17 protein-coding genes and 2 tRNA genes are annotated in these 22220 nt (G+C 65.7%); 2 read left to right on the top strand and 17 right to left on the bottom strand.

From position 1 onward, the window contains the following. Positions 1–26: 26 nt before the first annotated feature. Positions 27–2300, top strand: a complete 2274-nt coding sequence (locus D3H34_RS28035) for a hypothetical protein (RefSeq protein WP_119557829.1) — start codon at positions 27–29, stop codon at positions 2298–2300. 155 nt (positions 2301–2455) lie between these two features. On the opposite strand, the gene D3H34_RS28030 is transcribed toward D3H34_RS28035, so the two are convergent. Beyond that, a complete protein-coding gene (locus D3H34_RS28030; RefSeq protein WP_119557828.1) occupies positions 2456–2947 on the bottom strand; it encodes a ferritin-like domain-containing protein in 492 nt (163 codons plus the stop codon). A gap of 260 nt (positions 2948–3207) precedes the next feature. Between D3H34_RS28030 and D3H34_RS28025 the strand changes: the two genes are divergently transcribed. Further along, positions 3208–3636, top strand: a complete 429-nt coding sequence (locus D3H34_RS28025) for a low affinity iron permease family protein (RefSeq protein ID WP_119557827.1) — start codon at positions 3208–3210, stop codon at positions 3634–3636. Between the two features lie 89 nt (positions 3637–3725). Here the strand turns inward: D3H34_RS28025 and D3H34_RS28020 are convergent. The 16 genes from D3H34_RS28020 to D3H34_RS27945 all read right to left on the bottom strand — a co-directional run. Further along, positions 3726–3801: transfer RNA gene (locus D3H34_RS28020), tRNA-Phe, on the bottom strand. Positions 3802–3819: 18 nt separating this feature from the next. Continuing rightward, positions 3820–4521 (bottom strand): response regulator, encoded by a 702-nt coding sequence (locus D3H34_RS28015; protein WP_119557826.1) that lies wholly within the window; start codon positions 4519–4521, stop codon positions 3820–3822. Between the two features lie 76 nt (positions 4522–4597). Continuing rightward, entirely contained in the window at positions 4598–6928 is a 2331-nt protein-coding gene (locus D3H34_RS28010) for a sensor histidine kinase (protein WP_119557825.1), read from the bottom strand. Continuing rightward, on the bottom strand, positions 6925–7569 hold the full coding sequence (locus D3H34_RS28005) for a DUF4390 domain-containing protein (protein ID WP_434057716.1): 645 nt from the start codon (positions 7567–7569) through the stop codon (positions 6925–6927). The genes D3H34_RS28010 and D3H34_RS28005 overlap by 4 nt, the downstream gene beginning before the upstream one ends. Beyond that, positions 7547–8935, bottom strand: coding sequence for a 16S rRNA (cytosine(967)-C(5))-methyltransferase RsmB (gene rsmB / locus D3H34_RS28000; protein WP_119557841.1), 1389 nt, complete (start codon positions 8933–8935; stop codon positions 7547–7549). The genes D3H34_RS28005 and rsmB overlap by 23 nt, the downstream gene beginning before the upstream one ends. Positions 8936–9029: 94 nt before the next feature. Then, positions 9030–9629, bottom strand: coding sequence for a LemA family protein (locus D3H34_RS27995; RefSeq protein ID WP_119557823.1), 600 nt, complete (start codon positions 9627–9629; stop codon positions 9030–9032). A gap of 115 nt (positions 9630–9744) precedes the next feature. After that, positions 9745–13980 (bottom strand): DNA-directed RNA polymerase subunit beta', encoded by a 4236-nt coding sequence (gene rpoC, locus D3H34_RS27990; RefSeq protein WP_119557822.1) that lies wholly within the window; start codon positions 13978–13980, stop codon positions 9745–9747. A 21-nt stretch (positions 13981–14001) separates the two neighbouring features. After that, positions 14002–18126 (bottom strand): DNA-directed RNA polymerase subunit beta, encoded by a 4125-nt coding sequence (rpoB, locus tag D3H34_RS27985; RefSeq protein ID WP_119557821.1) that lies wholly within the window; start codon positions 18124–18126, stop codon positions 14002–14004. A gap of 301 nt (positions 18127–18427) precedes the next feature. Then, positions 18428–18805: a 50S ribosomal protein L7/L12 gene (gene rplL / locus D3H34_RS27980; protein WP_119557820.1), complete on the bottom strand. Its 378-nt coding sequence runs from the start codon at positions 18803–18805 to the stop codon at positions 18428–18430. 45 nt (positions 18806–18850) lie between these two features. After that, complete coding sequence (gene rplJ / locus D3H34_RS27975) at positions 18851–19387, bottom strand: 50S ribosomal protein L10 (RefSeq protein ID WP_119557819.1); 537 nt, start codon at positions 19385–19387, stop codon at positions 18851–18853. Between the two features lie 242 nt (positions 19388–19629). Further along, positions 19630–20328 carry a 50S ribosomal protein L1 gene (gene rplA, locus D3H34_RS27970; protein WP_119557818.1) on the bottom strand — a complete coding sequence of 233 codons (699 nt, stop codon included), beginning with the start codon at positions 20326–20328 and terminating at the stop codon, positions 19630–19632. After that, positions 20329–20760, bottom strand: coding sequence for a 50S ribosomal protein L11 (gene rplK, locus D3H34_RS27965; RefSeq protein ID WP_119557817.1), 432 nt, complete (start codon positions 20758–20760; stop codon positions 20329–20331). Positions 20761–20901: 141 nt separating this feature from the next. Beyond that, on the bottom strand, positions 20902–21516 hold the full coding sequence (gene nusG / locus D3H34_RS27960; protein WP_205736825.1) for a transcription termination/antitermination protein NusG: 615 nt from the start codon (positions 21514–21516) through the stop codon (positions 20902–20904). After that, positions 21516–21899 carry a preprotein translocase subunit SecE gene (gene secE, locus D3H34_RS27955; RefSeq protein WP_062479313.1) on the bottom strand — a complete coding sequence of 128 codons (384 nt, stop codon included), beginning with the start codon at positions 21897–21899 and terminating at the stop codon, positions 21516–21518. The genes nusG and secE overlap by 1 nt, the downstream gene beginning before the upstream one ends. Before the next feature lie 101 nt (positions 21900–22000). Then, positions 22001–22076, bottom strand: a tRNA-Trp gene (locus tag D3H34_RS27950). A gap of 21 nt (positions 22077–22097) precedes the next feature. Beyond that, positions 22098–22220 (bottom strand): EF-Tu C-terminal domain-related protein (locus D3H34_RS27945; protein WP_455342413.1); only part of this gene is annotated, 123 nt, incomplete at its 5' end.

Here is a 22220-nt window from a genome sequence, read left to right as displayed (position 1 = left end):
CTAGGCTGCTGCACTGCCACCCCTTCATGAAAAAGGAAATCAGCCTGTTGACGACCGTCGCCGCCCCAGCCCCCGCCGGAACACCCGGCACCGACACGCCGCCCCGAACGACGCACCGCTGGCAGTTCCTCCGCGCGGGAGGCGTCGACCAGGTGGTGTTCCGCAGCGGCGAGGACATCGCACGCATTGCCGAGCTCGACCAGAAGCTGTGGGTCGCGCTCGCCTGCCCCACGCGCGGCATCGACTTCGACCCGCGCACGCTGGACCTCATCGACACCGACGGCGATGGCCGCGTGCGTCCGCCGGAAGTCATCGCGGCCTGCCAATGGGCCTGCGAACGGCTGCGCAGCGCCGATGTGCTGCTCGCCGGCGGTGGCACGCTGTCGCTGGACGACCTCGACGACACGCGCACGCCGGGCGCCGACCTCGCAAGGGAAGGCCGCCGCATCCTCGACCTGCTCGGCAAGCAGGACACGCACACGCTGACGCTCGCCGACATCGCCGATCGCGGCGAATGGCTGGCCGCGATGCGCTTCAACGGCGACGGCGTCGTCACGCCGGACACGGCCACCGACGATGCCCTGCGCACCACCATCGAAGAGGCGATGCGCACCCATGGCAGCACGCCCGATCGCCACGCGCAGACACCGGGCCTCGATCGTGCGCATGCCGAAGCCTTCATGGCCGACGCGCAAGCCATCCGCGACTGGTATGCCCAAGGAGACGAGGAGGCGCTGCTGCCGCTGGGCGCGCGCACCCTGGCTGCGGCCGAAGCCTTGCGCGCGGTCGCGGCCAAGATCGATGACTTCTTCGCGCGCTGCCGCGTGGCCGCCTACGACGTGCAGGCGGTGGTCGCGCTCAACCCCTCGCCCGAAGCCTACGACGCGCTCGCGGGCCACACGCTCGATGCAAGCGTGCAGCCGGTGGCCGAGTTGCCACTGGCGCCGGTGACGCCGCATCGCGGGCTGCCGCTCGCGGGGTCGAGCCTCAACCCTGCCTGGGCCGAGGCCATGGCCGTGTTCGCGCGCGATGCAGTGACACCCCTGCTCGGCGAACGCGACACGCTCGAAGAAGCACCGTGGCAATCGCTGCGCCATCAGCTCGCGCCGTGCGACGCCTGGATCGCCGCGCGTCCTGCCAACGCGCTCGCGGGCCTGCCGCGCGAGCGCATCGAGGCACTGCTCGCCACACGCGATGCGCTGCTCGCGCTCATCACCGAGGACGAAGCGGCCGAGCACCACAACCGCCTGCTGACCGACCTCGAGAAGCTGCTGCGGCTGCAGCGCGACCTGCGGGTGCTGCTGCACAACTTCGTGTCCTTCAAGGCGTTCTACCGGCGCGAGGGCGCGATCTTCCAGGCGGGCACCCTCTACCTCGACGGGCGCAGCTGCGAACTCACGGTGCAGGTGCAGGACACCGCCCGGCACGCGGCGCTGGCCGGCCTGGCGAAGACCTGCCTCGCGTACTGCGACTGCACGCGCCAGGGACAGAAGATGAGCATCGTCGCCGCCTTCACCGCAGGCGACGTCGACTTCCTCTTCGTCGGGCGCAACGGCGTGTTCTACGACCGCCAGGGCCACGACTGGGACGCCACCATCACCAAGCTGATCGAGAACCCCACCAGCGTGGCGCAGGCCTTCTTCGCACCGTACAAGAAGTTCGTCCGGCTGATCGAGGAGCAGGTGGCCAAGCGCGCGGCAGCCAGTGAAGCCGGCTCGCATGCCGCGCTGCAGACGCTGGCAGGAAGCGTCGCCACCGCGGACCGTCCGGCAGATGTCAACACCTCGGCAAAGCCGGCGACGAAACCAGGGCCCCTCCTGCCCAACACCAGCCGCATCGACGTGGGCACGGTGGCCGCGATCGGCGTGGCGCTGGGCAGCATCAGCGCGGTGCTGGTCGGCATCTTCGGCAAGTTCATCGACCTGGGGCAGTGGATACCGGTGGCCCTCGTCGGCATCGTGATCGCGATCTCGGGGCCGAGCATGCTGATCGCCTGGCTGAAGCTGCGCCAACGCAGCCTGGGCCCGATCCTCGATGCCAGCGGATGGGCCATCAACGGCCGCATGAAGGTCAATGTGCGCCTCGGCGGCATGCTGTCGCAGACGGCGCGCGTGCCACCGGGCGCGAAACGCATCGCGCCCGACCCCTACCGCCAGCGCCACGGCCTCGCGCGCGCACTGGCCATCACCTGTGTGGTCGGGGCGGTGCTGTTGCTGGCATGGCGCTTGGACTGGCTGGACACCCGGCTGCCCCCGCGCCTGCAGCACGACCCTGCAACCGCCGCAACACCAAGCGCGTAATCAAGGATCAAGGATCGCAAGCCGTAGAAATGCCGAGGGCCAGCGATGGCACCTCGGCATCGGTTGCTCACGAAACGCTCGCAGTCAGGACTGGTTCTGCCCGTCCTCGAAGCGGCCCGCCACGTGCCGCTCGAAAACTCACCAGCCGAGATCGCTCAGCCCTTGGCGGCGCGGAACTGGTCGCGCAGTCCCTTGATCTGGTCGTGGTTGGCCTGGGCGCCGTCGGCCTGGCGCTGCACCAGCATGCGCACCTGGGCCGGCAGGTCGTTCTTGAGCGCCTTGCGGTAGCGCGCGACCGCTGCGTCCTCGCCGCGTTCGCACTCCTCGAGCATCGACAGCGGGCTGTTCGCCCCCACCGTGCCCTTCACGTGCACCCAGCCGCGATGCATCGCTCCGCTGATCGAGCCGCCGTCGTCGGGTTCGCCGCCCAACTGGCGGATGAGTGCGGCGAGCTCGGAAGCCGCGCTGGCGCATTGCGTCGCGCGGCTCTCGAACACCGGCTTCAGCTGCGCCGAGTCGACCTCCTCCGCGCAAGCGCGAAAACCGTACTCGCCGTCGCGCGAGTTCTCCAGAAGGTCGTTCAGAACATCGATCACCTGATCGTTCGAGACCGCGTCCGCCGTGGTTGCCTGGATATCGTTGGCCATGAGTGTTGCTCCATGAAGGGCCGCGCCAAAGCGACGGCCGGGTTGAGAAAACTGCAATGAATCTTCATGGTCGGCATGGGGCAGACAGCCTCCTGTCGTCCCTGCGCGACGACGCTTGTAAGCCTTGTCCGAGGGCGCGGGAGCGGCGCTGCCCGGCGCCGACAACCTCAGGGGAAGTGCGATGCCACGCGAGGCGGGCCTCGGCTGACACGCTCGCGTGCGCCATCACCGCAGCATCGCTCCCACTGGAGGACATGCGCATGGAGCGGCTCTTTGATTCCTTCGCCAACGCCGTGGCACGCTGGACCGGCAGCCCCGCGACCTTCCTGATCTGCGTGATCGTGGTCGTGGCCTGGGCGGTCGCGGGGCCGTTTTTCGGGTTTTCCGAAACGTGGCAGCTCGTGATCAACACGGGCACCACCATCGTGACCTTCCTGATGGTGTTCCTGATCCAGAACACGCAGAACCGCGACAGCGCCGCCCTGCAGACCAAGCTCGACGAACTCATCCGCACCTCCGACGCCGAGGACGACTTCATCGGCATCGAGCGGCTCACCGACAAGGAGTTGATCGCCCTGCATGCCCGCTGCGAGGATGCGGCGAAGCAGAGCCAGGCGACGCTGGCGAAGGCGCAAGCCGAGCGCAGGCGCCGTGGTCATGCAGGCATGGAAGCGGAGCGGCTCAAGTGACGCGGTCGGCCCTGCGCTGCAAAGCACAGCCGGCATGACGCCAGAAAGCAAAAAGCCCAACCTCGGAAGGTTGGGCTTTTGACTTGATTTGGTGGCCTGGGGCGGAATCGAACCACCGACACGCGGATTTTCAATCCGCTGCTCTACCAACTGAGCTACCGGGCCTTTGTGTGCAGCCTCAAATTATACAGCGCTTCTGCGGCCTCGGGAAAGGTCCACGCCAAGTTGTTTGAGTTTTCTGTAAAGGTGCGTGCGCTCGAGGCCGGTTTTCTCGGCCACGCGGGTCATCGAACCGTTCTCCATCGCCAAGTGGAACTCGAAGTAGGCCTTCTCGAACCCGTCGCGCGCGTCGCGCAGCGGGCGGTCGAGGTCGAAGCTCTGAGTCGACTGGGGGCCGGCGTCGGCGACCGGCACGGCTGCCAGCGATGCCATCAGCAGGCTGTCGCCCGTGGTCGTGATGGCGGTTGCCTGGTTCGCGCCCGTGGGCGGCGGCACCACGCCGGCGGCGGCGCGGCGGGCGGTTTCGCGCGCCAGCCCCTGCTCCACGGCCTTGAGCAGCTTCTGCAGCGTGATGGGCTTTTCGAGGAACGCGAAGGCGCCGATGCGCGTGGCATCGACCGCGGTGTCGATGGTGGCGTGCCCGCTCATCATGATGACGGGCATGCTCAGCAGGCCCGCGGTGGACCACTCCTTGAGCAGGGTGACGCCGTCGGTGTCCGGCATCCAGATGTCGAGCAGCACGAGGTCGGGCCGGGCGCGTTGTCGGGCCGCGCGGGCTTCGGCGGCGTTTTCCGCGAGCTCCACGTTGTGGCCTTCGTCATTGAGAATTTCGAAGAGCAGGTCCCTGATGCCCAGCTCGTCATCGACCACGAGAATGTTTGCCATGAGTGCTGCTTGTTGTATGCGCTGGTGTGATTGATCCGCTCCCGATCCAGCCTGCGTGCGCTGGATTCGCCGGTACTCAGGCGGACGAAGATTTCGAATCTTCGGTGTGAGCGACCGCTGCCCGCGGTTCGCCTGCCAGCGCGAATGATAGCGAGACTTGCGCGCCCGCCACAGCCCCGTCGACGACACGGTTGGAAAGCTCGATGCGCGCGCCGTGCTCGTCGGCGATCTTCTTGACGACGGCCAGCCCCAAACCGGTACCTTTTGTTTTCGTCGTGACGTAGGGCTCGAAGGCGCGCTTGAGAATGTTCTCGGCAAAGCCGGGCCCGCTGTCCTGCACGGTGAGGCGCACGCGCTGGCCCGAATCGCCCAGCCGGGTGCGGATGACGACTTCGCCCACCTTGCCCGTGCCGGTGGCGGCGGCCTCGGCGGCGTCTTGGGCGTTCTGCAGCAGGTTGTGCACAACCTGGCGGATCTGCTGCGCGTCGCCGCGCACGGGCGGGCAGCGCTCGTCGAGCTCCGAGCGCAGCGTGATGGGCAGGTTCTCGGCGTGGTACAGCTGGAGCACATCGGCCAGCAGGGCATTGAGGTCGACCGGCTTGAGGTCGGCCGCGGGCAGCCGCGCGTAGTCGCGGAATTCGTTCACCAGCCGCTTCATCGCATCGACCTGGTCGACGATGGTCTTGACCGACTTCACCAGGATGGCCTGCTCGGGCGGCTCGACCTTGCCCGAAAGCTTCATCTCGAGCCGCTCGGCCGACAGCTGGATCGGCGTGAGCGGGTTCTTGATCTCGTGCGCCAGCCGGCGCGCCACTTCGCCCCAGGCCTGCGCACGCTGGGCCGAGACGATTTCGGAGATGTCGTCGAACACCAGCAGCCGCGCATCGCCCGGCAGCTCGGCGCCGCGCGCGACGATGTTGATGGCGTCGTCCTGCTGCGGCAGGTCGTTGCCCGTGGCGTGCAGTTCGAAGGCGTGCTGCCAGTGGTCCAGGCCGTGCTGCATGCGCTCGACCAGGAATTCGTCGAACTGCTGCTGCACCTTGGCGCCGAAGTCGGCCAGCCCCGGCACGCTGACGAGCGCCTGCCCTTCGTAGGCGGCGAGCGGCGCGCGCAGCACGCGGGTGGCGCCGGGGTTGGTGGACAGCACGGTGCCCTTGGCGTCGAGCACGATCACGCCCGAGGTCAGGTTGTCGAGGATGGTCTGCAGGTTGGCGCGGGCGGCGTCCAGCTGGTCCATGGTTTTCTCGACGGCGCCGCGCGCATCGGCCAGCTGCTGGGTCATGACGGCGAACGAACGCGTGAGGCCGCCCAGTTCGTCCTTGCCCTGCAGCACGGCAGTGGGCCGCAGGTCGCCGCCGGCCACCTGACGCACGCCGTCGGCCAGCACGAGCAGCGGGCGCGCCAGCTGGTTGCCGAACAGCACGGCCAGCAGCACCGCGCCGAACACGGCAAGGAACAGACTCAGCGTGAGCGTGCCGATGTACATGCGGCGCAACCCCTCCCGCGCGAGTGCGCGCTCCTGGTACTCGCGGTTGGCTTCCTGCACGGCCAGCGCGTTGGCGACCACGGCCGGCGGCAGCAGCCGCGTCACCTGCAGGTAGCGCGGCGCGGTGTCGAAGTCGAAGCCCGGGCGCTGCACCATGGCCAGCGCGCGCACGCTGGCGCTCGGCGGCGTGGCGCTGGGCAAGGCGGCTTCCTCCAGCCCCTCGACATGCGCGACGGCGCGCTCGGGGCGCACCTGGCGGAACTGCTGCAGAGTCGGGCGCTCGGGGTTGAGCTGGAAGCGCGACGCGCCGGCGCTGGCCACGAGCTGGCCCGAGCCGGTCCAGAGGATCACATCGCTGGCTTCGAGCTGGTCGCGGATGCGCTCCAGCATCAGCCCCGCGCTGGCGTCGGGCACCTGCGCCAGCTGGGTGCTGGCGGTGCGGGTTTTCGCGGCGAGGTCGTCCGAGAGCGAATCGAGCGTGGCGCGGCCCAGGTTCAGGCCGGCGTCGAGCGCGCCTTCGACCTTGACGTCGAACCAGCTCTCGATCGAACGCGCCACGAACTGGTAGGACACCACATAGACCAGCGCCCCCGGCACCACGCCCACGAGCGCGAAGATGGCCGCCAGCTTGATCAGCAGCCGGCTGCCGAACTTGCCCTGCCGCAGCCGCCGCAGCAGCCGGAACGCGACCCAGCCGATCACCAGCACGAGCAGCACGGCCACCACCACGTTGATGCCGAACAGGCGCACGTAGTAGCGCTCGTACAGCGCCCGGTTGTTGGTGGCCTGCGCCAGCAGGAAGATCAGCACCAGGCCGATGGCAGTGACCATCGCAGCGCCCACGCCCACGGCCCAGCGCAGCGCGCGCGAGCGGCGTGCGGCGGGCGTGGCCGCGGCGCCGCTGCGCGGCTTGCTGCTCACCGCTGCTTCTCCAGCGGCAGTCGGGCGGTGCGCTCGGCGGCGATGTTCCAGTCCGCCTGCCCGACCACGCCGATCTGGAAGGGGCGCGGCAGCTGCGAGGTGTCGAGCCGGAACCGGAAGGTCACCTGGTGCAGCGGCTCGTCGCCGATCTCGGCGGCGTCGCCCAGCCGCAGCCGCCCGATGCGCTTGATGGCCTCGAGCGCGTCGCCGAGGCTGTCGAAATTCTGGTTCAGCGAGATGCCGAAGCTGGCGGCTCCGGTGATCGGCACGGGCGAGACATTCAGCCGCCAGCGGCGCGTGAGAGGCTGATAGGCCAGCCGCATGTGGCGCGCCACCTGCGCGACCTTGCGGTCGGTCCAGTACCAGCGCTCCTGGAAGACCTCGGCCTCGGCCACGAAATAGATGGCGATGCCCTTGTCGAGCACGTCTTCCACGAGCACGGGCAGCTCGAACTGCACGGCCGCGCTGAGGTAGACGCCGTCGTCGGCCTGCTCCAGCCGCATCTGGGTGATGGTGGCGCCGCCGGGCCGCCCCTGGGCGGTGGCGGCGGCCGGGAACAGGGCCATCCACAGGGCCCAGACCAGCAGCAGGCCGGCCAGCAGGATCGACCGCCGGCCGTCAGTGCGGCGCGGGTTTTTCAAGCAGCGCGTAGAAGAAGCCGTCGTGGTCACCAGAGGCATTGTCCGGGACGCCACGGGCATTCGCCCCACTTTGAGGCAGCAAGTGGCCCGGGGACGGCAGCAAACAGGCGTCGGTGTTGCGCGCAAGAAACGCATCAATTTGTTGCGAGCCTTCTTCGCGGAACACGGAACAGGTGCAATAAAGCAGCCGGCCGCCGGGCCGCACGAGCGGCCAGAGCGCGGCCAGGAGCATCGCCTGCTGGGTCGCCAGCTGGGCGGTGTCGCTCTCGCGGCGCAGCCAGCGCACGTCGGGATGGCGCCGCACGATGCCCGAAGCGGTGCACGGCGCGTCCAGCAGGATGGCGTCGAACAGGGCGCCGTCCCACCAGTCGGCGGTGCGCCCCGCATCGGCCACCACCACCTTGGCCTTCAGGCCGAGGCGGGCGAGCGTCTCGTCGATGCGGCGGCTGCGCACGGGGTCCACCTCCAGCGCGGTCACCTCGATGGCGCCGGGTCCGGCCCGTTCGATCAGGTGCGCGGTCTTGCCGCCGGGGGCGGCGCAGGCGTCCAGCACGCGCAGCGGTGCGGCGCCGGGCGCGGCAGGCAGCAAGCCGTCGAGCAACAAGGGCGCCGCGAGTTGCGCGGCACCGTCCTGCACCGAGCAGGCCCCGTCGGCAAAACCGGGCAACTGCTGCACGGGACGGGCCCGCGTGAGCTGCAGGCCGTCGGCCCCGACGCGGGTGGCCCCGAGACCCACGGCCTCCAGTTCCAGCAAGTACGCGGCCGGGGTCGATTGCAGGGCGTTGACGCGCAGCGTCATCGGCGCCTGGGCGTTGTCGGCCGACAGCACGCGCTGCCAGTCACGCGGGTGGTCGCGCTTCAGGCGCTCGATCCACCAGCGCGGGTGGTTCCACTGCGCCACGGGTTCGGAGTCGGTGGCGGCCACCAGCTCGTCGCGCTCGCGCAGGAAGCGGCGCAGGCAGGCGTTGATGAAGCTGGCCTGCGCCCGCGTCGCCGGGTTGCGCTTGGCGGCTTCCACGGCCTGGTCGACCAGCGTGAACGGTTCGTAGGGGGCGTGGTCGGTGTGCCAGGCCAGCGCCAGCGCGGTGCACAGCAGCGCGTCGGGCAGTGGCGGCGGCGTGCGCTTGGCCAGATGGCGGCGCAGCGCCTCGGCGCGGCCGAGCCAGCGCAGCACCTGGAAGCCGAGCGCCTGCACGCCGGGGCGCAGGGCAGGCTCGACGGCCTCGAACGCGACCGAGCCCGAAGTGCCGGCGCGAATCGACGCCAGCGCCCCTGCGGTCAGTTGCAGTTGGCGCCAGAGCGGCGGTTGTTGCGGCGTCGAGGCGGCGCTGCCCGAAGAAGGGTCGGAGGAAAGATCTACTGGCAAGTTGGAGCCGATGGTAACGGGCGAGAAAGACAGCACGCCGCGCGGTGGAAATGGGAGTGACGGGAAGTGACGGCGTTCCTCGCCTGCCGTCATGTCAGAGCAAGGGGGCCGCGGGCCGCAGTCGCACGATCCAGGCCACCAGCAGCGCCGGGAACTGGGCGATGCCGGTGTTGTACTGCGCCACCGCCTGATTGAATTGGCCGCGCGCGATCTCCGCCGCCGCCGAGGGTTCGGGCCAGGCGATCGGCGCTGCCGGGTCGGACGCGCCGCCCAGGCCGGGCATCAGCGGCGCGGGCCGCGACAGCGTGCCATCCGCGTCGAACACGGTGACCGCACCCGGGTACTGGCGCCGCCACGCGGCGATGAGCACCTGCAGCGCGGTGGCCAGCGCCGCCATGCTGCCCGGATCGAGCGGGCGCACCCGCGTCGCACCGAGCAAGGTTGCCAGCTGCGTCGTGGCGGCCTGCAGCGGCGCCACGGTGGGCGCGCCTTCGGGCGGCGACTCGGGCCGGGGCGCGGCGGTGATGCTCGCCTGGACGAAATCGAGCTGCTTGCGCAGTGCCACGTCGAGCACGGCATAGGCCTGGAGCACGGCGGCGCGCAGGCGCACCAGCCGGTTGTAGGCACCCACGAACCAGAACAGCAACACCGCGACAACGAGCCAGCCGGCCAGCGAATCGGGCAGGACGCTCATCGGAAACAGAACCTCTCGGTCATCGGTCGGACCCCTGCAAATACAAAGAAAAACGCCCCCCGACCAGAACGGTCGGAGGGCGTTGGCAACCGGTCAGGCCGGTGATGCTAACCAGTTATTCGGTCGCGGCGCCTTCGTTGGCGTCCACCGTGCTGGTCGCCGCATCGCTGTCGCCGGAGCCGGCCAGTTCGGCGGCTTCCGACTCGGCGATGGCGCGGCGCTCGGCCTCGTCCATGGCGTCCTTGACCTTGCGGGCCTGGTGGTACGCCATGCCGGTGCCTGCGGGAATCAGGCGGCCGACGATGACGTTTTCCTTCAGACCGCGCAGCTCGTCGCGCTTGCCCATGATCGCGGCTTCGGTCAGCACGCGCGTCGTTTCCTGGAACGAAGCGGCCGAGATGAACGAGTCGGTCGACAGCGACGCCTTCGTAATACCCAGCAGCAGGTTGGTGAACGTCGCAGGGATCTTGCCTTCGGCGCGCAGGGCGTCGTTGGTGTTGAGCATTTCGCTGCGTTCGACCTGTTCGCCGGAGATGTAGCCCGTGTCGCCGATGTTGTCGACCACGACGCGGCGCAGCATCTGGCGAACGATCACCTCGATGTGCTTGTCGTTGATCTTCACACCCTGCAGACGGTACACGTCCTGCACTTCGTCCACGATGTAGCGCGCGAGTTCTTCCGAACCCAGCAGGCGCAGGATGTCCTGCGGATCCGCCGGACCGTCGACCACGCTTTCGCCCTTGTTCACCACCTGGCCTTCGTGCACCAGGATGTTCTTTTCCTTCGGCACGAGGTCTTCCCAGACCGTGCCTTCCGGATCGGTGATCTGCAGGCGGATCTTGCCCTTCGTTTCCTTGCCGAACGACACGGTGCCGGTCATTTCAGCCAGCATGCCCTTGTCCTTCGGCGAACGGGCTTCGAACAGCTCGGCCACGCGCGGCAGACCGCCGGTGATGTCTCGGGTCTTCTGACCTTCGACCGGGATGCGCGCCAGCACTTCGCCGGGGCCCACGTCCTGACCGTCGCGGATCTGCACCAGGGCGCCGATCGGGAAGCCGATCGTCACCGAATGGTCGGTGCCGGGGATCTTCACTTCCTGGCCCTGAGCGTCGATCAGCTTGACCTGCGGACGCACGACCTTGGCAGCGCCGCGGCGCTTCGGGTCAATCACGACCAGGGTCGACAGACCAGTCACTTCGTCCACCTGCTTGGCGACCGTCAGGCCTTCCTCGACGTTCTCGAACTGCGCCTTGCCGGCGAACTCGGTAATGATCGGGCGGGTCAGCGGGTCCCAGTTGGCCAGGATCGTGCCGGCCTTGATCTGCTGGTCGGCCTTGACCGTCAGCGTGGCGCCGTACGGCACCTTGTGACGCTCGCGCTCACGGCCGTGTTCGTCATGGATGACGATCTCGCCCGAACGCGAAATCACGACCAGCTCGCCCTTGCTGTTGGTCACGTAGCGCATCGTGGCGTTGAAGCCGATCGAGCCGTTCGACTTGGCTTCCACGCTCGAGGCGATGGCTGCGCGCGAAGCGGCACCACCGATGTGGAAGGTACGCATCGTCAGCTGCGTGCCCGGTTCACCGATGGACTGCGCGGCGATCACACCGACGGCTTCGCCGATGTTGATCAGGCCGCCGCGGCCCAGGTCGCGGCCGTAGCAGGTCGAGCAGATGCCGAAGCGCGTCTCGCAGGTCAGTGCAGTGCGCACCTTGACCTCGTCCACGCCCTGGGCTTCGAGCCATTCGATGGTGTCCTCGTCGAACATCTCGCCGGCCTTCAGCAGCACCGAGCGGTTCTCGGGGTGCAGCACGTCGTCAGCGGCAGTGCGGCCGAGGATTCGGTCGCGCAGCGATTCGATCACTTCACCGCCTTCGACGATGGCGCGCATCAGGTAGCCGGCGTGCGTGCCGCAGTCCTGCTCGGTCACGACCAGGTCTTGCGTCACGTCGACCAGACGACGGGTCAGGTAACCCGAGTTCGCCGTCTTCAGCGCCGTGTCGGCCAGACCCTTACGAGCACCGTGGGTGGAGATGAAGTACTCCAACACGTTCAGGCCTTCGCGGAAGTTCGCGGTAATGGGCGTCTCGATGATCGAGCCGTCCGGCTTGGCCATCAGGCCCCGCATACCGGCCACCTGGCGAATCTGGGCCGCGGAACCGCGGGCGCCCGAGTCGGCCATCATGTAGATCGAGTTGAAGGACTCCTGCTCGACTTCCTTGCCGTGGCGGTCGATGACCTTCTGCTTCGACAGCTTGGCCATCATCACCTTCGACACTTCGTCGCCGGCCTTGCCCCAGATGTCCACCACCTTGTTGTAGCGCTCGCCGGAGGTCACGAGACCGGAGACGTACTGCTGTTCGATCTCCTTCACTTCCTTGGCCGAGCGCTCGATGATGCCGTGCTTCTCCGAAGGCACCAGCATGTCGTCGATGGCGATCGAGATGCCGGCCTTGGTGGCCAGGCGGAAGCCGTTCTGCAGCAGCTTGTCGGCGAAGACCACGGTCTCCTTCAGGCCGCACTTGCGGAACGAGACGTTGATGAGCTTGGAGATTTCCTTCTTCTTCAGCGCCTTGTTGATGTTCGCGAACGGCAGGCCCTTCGGCAGGATCTCCGACAGCAGCGCGCGGCCCACGGTGGTGTCCACGAGCGAGGTCGACGGCGTGAATTCGCCGGTTTCCTTGTTCTTCGTGTACTCCGTGATACGCACCGCCACGCGGGCTGTGAGCTCGACTTCGTTGGCGTCGAGTGCGCGCTGCACTTCACCGATGTCGGAGAAGATCAGGCCCTCGCCACGGCCGTTGATGCGGTCGCGGGTCGTGTAGTACAGACCCAGCACCACGTCCTGCGAAGGAACGATCGACGGTTCGCCCGACGCCGGGAACAGCACGTTGTTGGAGGCCAGCATCAGCGTGCGGGCTTCCATCTGCGCTTCCACCGACAGCGGCACGTGGACAGCCATCTGGTCGCCGTCGAAGTCGGCGTTGAAGGCCGCGCAAACGAGCGGGTGCAGCTGGATGGCCTTGCCTTCGATCAGGATCGGCTCGAACGCTTGGATGCCCAAACGGTGCAGCGTAGGCGCACGGTTCAGCATGACCGGGTGTTCCTTGATCACTTCTTCCAGGATGTCCCAGACCACCGGCGTGCCCGATTCGACTTCCTTCTTGGCAGCCTTGATCGTGGTCGCGATGCCCATGGCTTCGAGGCGCGAGAAGATGAAGGGCTTGAACAGCTCGAGCGCCATCAGCTTGGGCAGGCCGCACTGGTGCAGCTTGAGCGTCGGGCCCACCACGATGACCGAACGGCCCGAGTAGTCGACGCGCTTGCCCAGCAGGTTCTGGCGGAAACGACCGCTCTTGCCCTTGATCATGTCGGCCAGCGACTTCAGCGCGCGCTTGTTGGCGCCCGTCATGGCCTTGCCACGGCGGCCGTTGTCCAGCAGCGAGTCGACAGCCTCTTGCAGCATCCGCTTTTCGTTGCGCGCGATGATTTCCGGAGCCTTCAGCTCCAGCAGGCGGCGCAGACGCGAGTTGCGGTTGATGACGCGGCGGTACAGGTCGTTCAGGTCGGAGGTCGCGAAGCGGCCGCCGTCCAGCGGCACCAGCGGACGCAGGTCCGGCGGCAGCACGGGCAGCACGTCGAGCACCATCCACTCGGGCTTGATGCCCGACTTGCGGAAGGCCTCGAGCACCTTCAGGCGCTTGGAGTTCTTCTTGACCTTGACTTCGGAGCCGGTCAGGTCGCCGCGCAGGCGTTCGATCTCGCTGTCGAGTTCGATGCCTTCGAGCAGGTCCTTGATGCCTTCGGCGCCCATCTTGGCGATGAACTCGTCACCGTATTCCTTGCGCTTGGCGTCGTAGTCGTCCTCGGACATGATGCCGAACTTCTTCAGCGGCGTCATGCCGGGGTCGGTGATCACGTAGGCTTCGAAGTACAGCACGCGTTCGATGTCGCGCAGCGTCATGTCGAGCACGAGGCCCAGACGCGACGGCAGCGACTTCAGGAACCAGATGTGGGCGCAGGGCGCGGCCAGGTCGATGTGACCCATGCGCTCGCGACGCACCTTGGTCTGCGTGACTTCAACGCCGCACTTCTCGCAGATCACGCCGCGGTGCTTCAGGCGCTTGTACTTGCCGCACAGGCACTCGTAGTCCTTGATGGGGCCGAAGATCTTGGCGCAGAACAGACCGTCGCGCTCGGGCTTGAACGTGCGGTAGTTGATCGTCTCAGGCTTCTTCACCTCGCCGAAAGACCACGAACGGATCTTCTCGGGCGAAGCCATGCCGATCTTGATGGCATCGAAATGCTCATCAGGCGTGAATTGCTTGAACAGGTCGAGTAGCGATTTCATAAGACTCTTTCCCTTTTCAACTTAGGAACGCTCGAGCTCGATGTCGAGACCCAGCGAACGAATTTCCTTGACCAGCACGTTGAACGATTCCGGCATGCCGGCTTCGATCGAGTGCTCGCCCTTGACGATGCTTTCGTACACCTTGGTACGGCCTTGCACGTCGTCGGACTTCACGGTCAGCATTTCCTGCAGGACGTAGGCGGCGCCGTAAGCTTCCAGCGCCCACACTTCCATTTCACCGAAACGCTGGCCGCCGAACTGCGCCTTGCCGCCCAGCGGTTGCTGCGTGACGAGCGAGTACGGGCCGGTCGAACGGGCGTGCATCTTGTCGTCCACCAGGTGGTGCAGCTTCAAGAAGTGCATGTAGCCGACGGTGACGGGACGCTCGAACTGTTCGCCGGTGCGGCCGTCGTACAGGTAGGCCTGCGTGCGGGTCTCGGTGAGGCCCTTGAGCTTGGCGATGTCGTCCGGGTAGGCGAGCTTCAGCATGCCGCGGATTTCTTCTTCCGAGGCGCCGTCGAACACCGGCGTCGCGAAGGTCGCGCCGCTTTGCAGGTTGGCCGCCATTTCGAGCAGCTCGGTGTCGCTCAGCGTGCTGATCTCTTCCTTGCGGCCCGAACCGTTGTACAGCTCGTCCATGAACTTGCGCAGCTCGGCCACCTTGGCCTCCTGCTGCAGCAGGTCACCGATACGCTGGCCGATGCCCTTGCCTGCCCAGCCCAGGTGCACTTCCAGCACCTGGCCCACGTTCATCCGCGAGGGCACGCCCAGCGGGTTCAGGCAGATGTCGCACGGCGTGCCGTCGGCCATGTGCGGCATGTCTTCGACCGGAACGATCTTCGACACCACACCCTTGTTACCGTGACGGCCGGCCATCTTGTCGCCGGGTTGCAGGCGGCGCTTGACGGCCAGGTAGACCTTGACCATCTTGAGCACGCCCGCGGGCAGCTCGTCGCCTTGCGTGAGCTTCTTGCGCTTTTCTTCGAACGCGAGGTCGAAGCTGTGGCGCGTCTGCTCCAGCGAGTTCTTGATCGACTCGAGTTGCGAAGCCACGTCGTCTTCCGCCGGGCGGATGTCGAACCAGTGGAACTTCTCGACCGACGACAGGTAGGCCTTGTCGAGCTTGGTGCCCTTGGCCAGCTTGTTCGGGCCGCCGTTGGCGACCTTGCCGGTCAGCAGCTTCTCGATACGGTCGAACGCGTCGGCTTCGACGATGCGCAGCTGGTCGTTCAGGTCGAGGCGGAAGCGCTTGAGCTCGTCGTCGATGATCTGCTGGGCGCGCTTGTCGCGCTGGATGCCTTCACGGGTGAACACCTGCACGTCGATCACGGTGCCTTGCGAGCCCTGGTCCACGCGCAGCGAGGTGTCCTTCACGTCGGAAGCCTTTTCGCCGAAGATGGCGCGAAGCAGTTTCTCTTCCGGCGTCAGCGTGGTCTCGCCCTTCGGCGTGACCTTGCCCACCAGCGTGTCGCCCGGCTGCACTTCGGCGCCGACATAAATGATGCCGGATTCGTCGAGGCGGTTGAGCTGCTGCTCGGCCAGGTTCGGGATGTCGCGCGTGATTTCTTCGGCGCCCAGCTTCGTGTCACGGGCCATCACCACCAGTTCCTCGATGTGGATCGAGGTGTAGCGGTCTTCGGCGACGACGCGTTCGGAGATCAGGATCGAGTCTTCGAAGTTGTAGCCGTTCCACGGCATGAAGCCGATCAGCATGTTCTGGCCCAGGGCCAGTTCGCCCAGGTCGGTCGAGGCACCGTCGGCCACCACGTCGCCCTTGGCGATCTTGTCGCCGCGCTTGACGATCGGACGCTGGTGGATGTTGGTGTTCTGGTTCGAACGCTGATACTTGATCAGGTTGTAGATGTCCACACCGACTTCACCGGCTGCCGCTTCGGCGTCGTTCACGCGCACCACGATGCGGGTCGCGTCGACGTAGTCGACGATACCGCCACGGGTGGCCGTGACCACGGTGCCCGAGTCGACCGCGGAAACGCGCTCGATGCCGGTACCGACCATCGGCTTTTCGGGGCGCAGCACAGGCACGGCCTGACGCTGCATGTTGGCGCCCATCAACGCGCGGTTCGCGTCGTCGTGCTCGAGGAACGGCACGAGCGAAGCAGCCACCGACACGATCTGCGCGGGCGACACGTCCATGTACTGGATGCGCTCGGCACCGACCAGGATCGATTCGCCGGCTTCACGCGCCGAGACCAGGTCGCCGGTCAGCTTGCCGTCCTTGTCCAGGACCGCATTGGCCTGGGCGATGACGTACTTGCCTTCTTCGATGGCCGACAGGTAGTCGATGTCCATCGTGACCTTGCTGTCGACCACGCGGCGGTACGGCGTCTCGATGAAGCCGTATTCGTTCAGGCGGGCGTACAGGGCCAGCGAGTTGATCAGACCGATGTTCGGGCCTTCAGGCGTTTCGATCGGGCACACGCGGCCGTAGTGGGTCACGTGCACGTCGCGCACTTCGAAGCCTGCACGTTCACGCGTCAGACCACCCGGGCCAAGGGCCGACACGCGGCGCTTGTGGGTGATTTCGGACAGCGGGTTCGTCTGGTCCATGAACTGCGACAGCTGCGACGCACCGAAGAACTCCTTCAGCGCGGCCGAGATCGGCTTGCTGTTGATCAGGTCGTGCGGCATCAGCGGCTCTTGTTCCGCTTGACCCAGACGTTCCTTCACGGCCTTCTCGATACGTGCCAGGCCGGTGCGGTACTGGTTTTCGGCCAGTTCGCCCACGCAACGCACGCGGCGGTTGCCCAGGTGGTCGATGTCGTCGACTTCGCCGTTGCCGTTGCGCAGGTCCACGAGGATCTTGACGACAGCCAGGATGTCCTCGTTGGTCAGCACCATCGGGCCGGTCGACTCGTCGCGGCCGACCTTGGCGTTGAACTTCATGCGGCCGACGCGCGACAGGTCGTACGTGTCCGGGTTGTAGAACAGGCGCTGGAACAGCGCTTGCACGGCGTCTTCCGTCGGCGGCTCGCCGGGGCGCATCATGCGGTAGATGGCCACGCGCGCGGCGAACTCGTCGACGGTTTCGTCGATGCGCAGCGTTTGCGAGATGTAGGCGCCCTGGTCCAGTTCGTTCGTGTAGATGACCTGGATGTCCTGCACGCCGGCCGTGCGCAGCTTCTTCAGCAGCGCTTCGGTCAGCTCGTCGTTGGCCTTGGCCAGGATTTCGCCGGAGTCGGCATCGACGATGTTGCGGGCGATCACGCGGCCGATCAGGAAGTCTTCCGGCACGCTGATGTGCGTGGTGCCGCCCTGCTCGAGCTCACGCGTGTGGCGCGCGGTGACGCGCTTGTCCTTGGCGACCACGACCTTGCCCGACTTGTCGGTGATGTCGAAGCGCGCGACTTCGCCGCGCAGGCGCTCGGAGACGAACTCCATCTGCGCGCCGCTGTCCATCAGGCGGAAGTTGTCGTTCACGAAGAAGTTCGCGAGGATCGATTCCGGGTTCAGGCCGATGGCCTTCAACAGGATCGTGACCGGCATCTTGCGGCGACGGTCCACGCGGAAGTACAGCATGTCCTTCGGGTCGAATTCGAAGTCGAGCCACGAACCGCGGTAAGGAATCACGCGGGCCGAGAACAGCAGCTTGCCCGAGCTGTGCGTCTTGCCCTTGTCGTGTTCGAAGAACACGCCCGGCGAACGGTGCAGCTGCGAGACGATCACGCGCTCGGTGCCGTTGATGATGAACGAACCCTTGTCGGTCATGAGCGGCACTTCGCCCATGTAGACCTCTTGTTCCTTCACTTCCTTGACCACCTTCGACTGCGACGTCGACGACTCGCGGTCATAGATGATGAGCTGCACCTTGGCGCGCACGGCCGAGGCGAAGGTCAGACCACGGGTCTGGCACTCACGCACGTCGAACGCCGGCTTCGCCAGGTTGTACTCGAGGAACTTCATCTCGACAAAACCGTTGTGCGAGACGATCGGGAAGGCGGCGTCGAACGCGGCCTGCAGGCCTTCGACGGTGCGGTTCCTGGGGGCGATGCCGGCTTGCAGGAACGCGGTGTACGCGTCTTTCTGCATCTGCAGCAGGTAGGGGATTTCGACGACGCTGTCGCGGTTACCGAAACTTTTTCGGATGCGCTTGCGTTCGGTGTAACTGTACGCGGACGATTGGGCCATGAGAGCTCCGGTGCTTGAGATCTTCAGCGACTTGTCAGCAATGCCGGGCGAACGGCACCACTGCTTGGCGGCTGGCCACTACCAGCCGTTGGCGGACAGCGATGCATTGCACATCGCCCGAACCAAGGGGTCTTCTGCAGTCGGGTTCAGAAGACACTCAAAAATCGTCTTGGCTCTTGTCTTTCCGTCGACCTTCGGGCCTTCGGGAGAACCGGTACCAAGCCGGCTTTTGGGTGCGCTCTGAAAGCGGCAAAGGCTGGAGGGCCTTTTCAGGCACCTCCAGCCCTCTAGGGGGTCTGAATTACTTCAGTTCCACCTTGGCGCCGGCATCTTCCAGCTTCTTCTTGGCGGCTTCAGCGTCAGCCTTCGACAGGCCTTCCTTGACAGCCTTGGGAGCGGCTTCCACCAGGTCCTTGGCTTCCTTGAGGCCCAGGCCGGTGATTTCGCGCACTGCCTTGATCGCCGACACCTTGTTCGCGCCAGCATCCATCAGCATGACGTTGAATTCGGTTTGCTCTTCGGCGGCTGCAGCGGCACCACCGCCACCACCAGCGGCCGGAGCGGCCATTGCAGCGGCGCTCACGCCGAACTTCTCTTCGATGGCTTTCACCAGGTCGTTGAGTTCCAGGACCGTCATGCTGTCGAGCGCGGTCAGAAATGCGTCTTTATCGAATGCCATTTTTGTTTCCTAACAATTGGGTTGAATATTTCAAACGCAGGCTGCTCAAGCAGCCTGTGCTTCTGCCGGTGCATCGGCGACGGGTGCAGCTTCGCCACCACCGCGCTTCTCGGCCAGCGCCGCGAGCACGCGGGCGGTACGAGAGATCGGGGATTGCATCAAGCCCAGCAGTTGCGCCAGCAGCACTTCCTTGGAAGGGATGTTGGCCAGTTGCTTCACGCCTTCGACGTCCAGGGCCTTGCCACCGAATGCGCCACCGCGGATCACCAACTTGTCGTTGGTCTTCGCGAAATTGGCCACCACCTTTGCGGCAGCCACGGCGTCTTCGGAGAAGCCATAGATCAGCGGACCGGTCATCTGGTCGCCGACGATCTCAAACGGGCTGCCAGCGACAGCACGGCGAGCCAGCGTGTTCTTCAGAACACTCAGGGTCACACCGTTGCTGCGCGCTTCGCTGCGCAGTTTGGTCATATCGGCCACCGTGATGCCACGGTATTCCGCCATCACGAGCGTTTGAGCTTTTGCGGCGAGGCTGGTCACATCACTGATGACCGCTTCTTTCTCACTGCGATTCAGACTCAAGGTCTACTCCTTTTAATGCGACCTTCGGCCGGGGCCTCGGATCGCGCTTCATGCAGCGACCAACTGTTTCGGAACAAAAAATTCCTTGCAGTGGGGTCGCCATCTGCGCTGGATACCGGAAGGATCGATCCGGCGATTAAGTGCAGCGCCCTGCACACCAGCGGTCTTGGATGGCCCGCAGCAACCGGAGCTGCCGCGACCCACCACATCTGCCCTCTCCTTGCGGGATCGGGCAAATCTCTTTAGCTCGCCGAGATGGTTTGCGTGTCCACGCGGACACCCAGACCCATGGTCGACGACACAGCCACCTTGCGCAGGTACACGCCCTTGCTGGTCGCGGGCTTGGCCTTGACCAGCGCGTCGATCAGTGCGGCGAGGTTGCCTTGCAGCTTGTCGGTGTCGAACGAGCGACGGCCGATCGTGCCGTGGATGATGCCGGCCTTGTCGACGCGGAACTGAACCTGGCCTGCCTTGGCGTTCTTCACAGCCGTGGCGACGTCCGGGGTCACGGTGCCAACCTTGGGGTTGGGCATCATGCCGCGCGGGCCGAGGATCTGACCGAGCGTACCGACGACGCGCATGGCATCGGGGGCAGCGATCACGACGTCGAAAGGCATGTCGCCAGCCTTGACCATGGCAGCCAGGTCGTCCATGCCGACGATGTCGGCGCCGGCGGCCTTGGCTTCCTCAGCCTTGGCGCCTTGGGCGAACACGGCGACGCGCTTGGTCTTGCCGGTGCCGTTGGGCAGCACGACGGCGCCACGCACGACCTGATCCGACTTCTTTGCATCGATGCCCAGCTGCACAGCCACGTCGATCGATTCGTCGAACTTGGCGGTGGCGGCTTCCTTCACGATGCCGATGGCGTCAACCAGCGGGTACAGCTTGTTGCTGTCGACCTTGCCTTCGAGCGACTTTTGCTTCTTGGTGATCTTGGCCATTTACACGCCCTCCACATTCACGCCCATCGAACGGGCAGAGCCGGCGATGGTGCGAACTGCTGCGTCCAGGTCGGCTGCAGTCAGGTCCTTCATCTTGGTCTTGGCGATCTCTTCGAGCTGTGCGCGCGTGATCTTGCCGACCTTGTCGGTGTGCGGACGGGCCGAGCCCTTGTCCAGCTTGATGGCCTTCTTGATCAAGGTGATAGCCGGGGGCGTCTTGATGATGAAGGTGAAGCTCTTGTCAGCGAACGCGGTGATGACCACCGGCAGCGGCAGACCCGGCTCGACGCCTTGGGTTTGCGCGTTGAACGCCTTGCAGAACTCCATGATGTTCAGACCGCGCTGACCCAGTGCGGGACCGATCGGCGGGGACGGGTTGGCCTTACCAGCTGGCACTTGCAGCTTGATGAAGCCGACGATTTTTTTCGCCATGCTTTGCTCCTTGCGGGTGATATCGCCTTGGCTTTCGCCGAGGCTCCCCGGGGTTAAACGACTCTTCGATCAAGGCCGCGCGCCGAGTCGGACAACGCGCAGCCGGAAACTGGCAGACCCACCCGAAGGCAGGCCTTGGGATCAGGTCTTCTCGACCTGACCGAATTCGAGCTCCACAGGGGTGGCGCGGCCGAAAATCATGACCGACACACTGACCTTGCTCTTCTCGTAGTTGACGTCTTCCACCGTGCCATTGAAGTCGGTGAACGGGCCTTCCTTGACGCGCACGAATTCGCCAACAGTGAATTCGACCTTGTGGCGGGGCTTCTCGGTGCCCTGCTGCATCTGGTTGACGATGTCCTCGACTTCCTTCTGCGAAATCGGAGCCGGACGGTTCTTGGCACCGCCCACGAAACCCGTCACCTTGTTGGTGTGCTTCACCAGGTGCCAGCTCTCGTCGTCCATGATCATTTCGACCAGCACGTAACCCGGGAAGAAGCGGCGCTCGGTGGTGCGCTTCTGGCCGTTCTTGATCTCGACCACTTCTTCGGTCGGAACCAGGATGCGGCCGAACTTGTCTTGCATGCCGGCGCGATTGATGCGCTCGGTGATGTTGCGCTCGACAGCCTTTTCCATGCCCGAGTAGGCATGCACCACGTACCAACGCAGATCAGGGTTGGCGGCGGGAGCCAGGACAGAGGTGTTTTGCTCCTCTTCCGGCGTGCTCGGCGTGGTTTCAACTGCGTCGTCGGTCATTATTTTCTCCAGCCCAGAATGAGGTCAAAGAACACCCATTCGAGCGTCTTGTCGGTGAGCCAGAGGAAGACGGACATGATCGCCACGAAGGCGAACACATAGGCCGTCATCTGCATCGATTCCTTGCGGGTCGGCCAGACGACCTTCTTGACCTCGCGCCACGAGTCACGACCAAAAGCCCACAGCTGACGACCATTCTCGGAACTGCCGAAGGCGCCCACGGCCGCAGCCAGGCCGACCAGCAGCGCAGCCCATTGCACCAGCGAACCCTGGCGCGACAGCAGGTAGAACGCGACGATCGCGCCCACTGCCAGCACCACCGCCGCAGCCAGCTTGGCTTTGTCGGCACCCGTGCTCACGGTTTCGATTTGAGAAGTGGCCATGTCGGCTGATTTCCTGTGACCTTGCGGCCTTCAATTCAATGCGCCTCTTGAGACGCCGAAGCCCATCGGATCGCGATGGGCTTGTCGGGGTGCCACCTAGGTGGCAGGGGCAGTAGGAATCGAACCTACAACCTTCGGTTTTGGAGACCGACGCTCTGCCAATTGAGCTATACCCCTCCGGTACTCTTTTCGCTCGGCTTAGATGTCGAGGATCTTTGCCACGACGCCCGAACCCACGGTACGGCCGCCTTCACGGATGGCGAAGCGCAGGCCTTCTTCCATCGCGATCGGGTTGATCAGCTTCACGGTGATGCTGACGTT

The sequence above is a fragment of the Acidovorax cavernicola genome (assembly GCF_003581445.1).
Note: the sequence above shows the minus strand (reverse complement) of the source record. Positions and strands in the feature narration are given on the sequence as shown.

Excerpts from the sequence above, each read along its gene's own strand:
- D3H34_RS28025 (WP_119557827.1), top strand. The coding sequence starts at position 3,208 with ATGGAGCGGCTCTTTGATTCCTTCGCCAACGCCGTGGCACGCTGGACC.
- rplK (WP_119557817.1), bottom strand. The coding sequence starts at position 20,760 with ATGGCGAAAAAAATCGTCGGCTTCATCAAGCTGCAAGTGCCAGCTGGT.
- rpoB (WP_119557821.1), bottom strand. The coding sequence starts at position 18,126 with ATGGCCCAATCGTCCGCGTACAGTTACACCGAACGCAAGCGCATCCGA.
- D3H34_RS28015 (WP_119557826.1), bottom strand. The coding sequence starts at position 4,521 with ATGGCAAACATTCTCGTGGTCGATGACGAGCTGGGCATCAGGGACCTG.
- secE (WP_062479313.1), bottom strand. The coding sequence starts at position 21,899 with ATGGCCACTTCTCAAATCGAAACCGTGAGCACGGGTGCCGACAAAGCC.
- D3H34_RS28035 (WP_119557829.1), top strand. The coding sequence starts at position 27 with ATGAAAAAGGAAATCAGCCTGTTGACGACCGTCGCCGCCCCAGCCCCC.
- D3H34_RS28030 (WP_119557828.1), bottom strand. The coding sequence starts at position 2,947 with ATGGCCAACGATATCCAGGCAACCACGGCGGACGCGGTCTCGAACGAT.
- rplL (WP_119557820.1), bottom strand. The coding sequence starts at position 18,805 with ATGGCATTCGATAAAGACGCATTTCTGACCGCGCTCGACAGCATGACG.
- rplA (WP_119557818.1), bottom strand. The coding sequence starts at position 20,328 with ATGGCCAAGATCACCAAGAAGCAAAAGTCGCTCGAAGGCAAGGTCGAC.
- rpoC (WP_119557822.1), bottom strand. The coding sequence starts at position 13,980 with ATGAAATCGCTACTCGACCTGTTCAAGCAATTCACGCCTGATGAGCAT.
- D3H34_RS27995 (WP_119557823.1), bottom strand. The coding sequence starts at position 9,629 with ATGAGCGTCCTGCCCGATTCGCTGGCCGGCTGGCTCGTTGTCGCGGTG.
- nusG (WP_205736825.1), bottom strand. The coding sequence starts at position 21,516 with ATGACCGACGACGCAGTTGAAACCACGCCGAGCACGCCGGAAGAGGAG.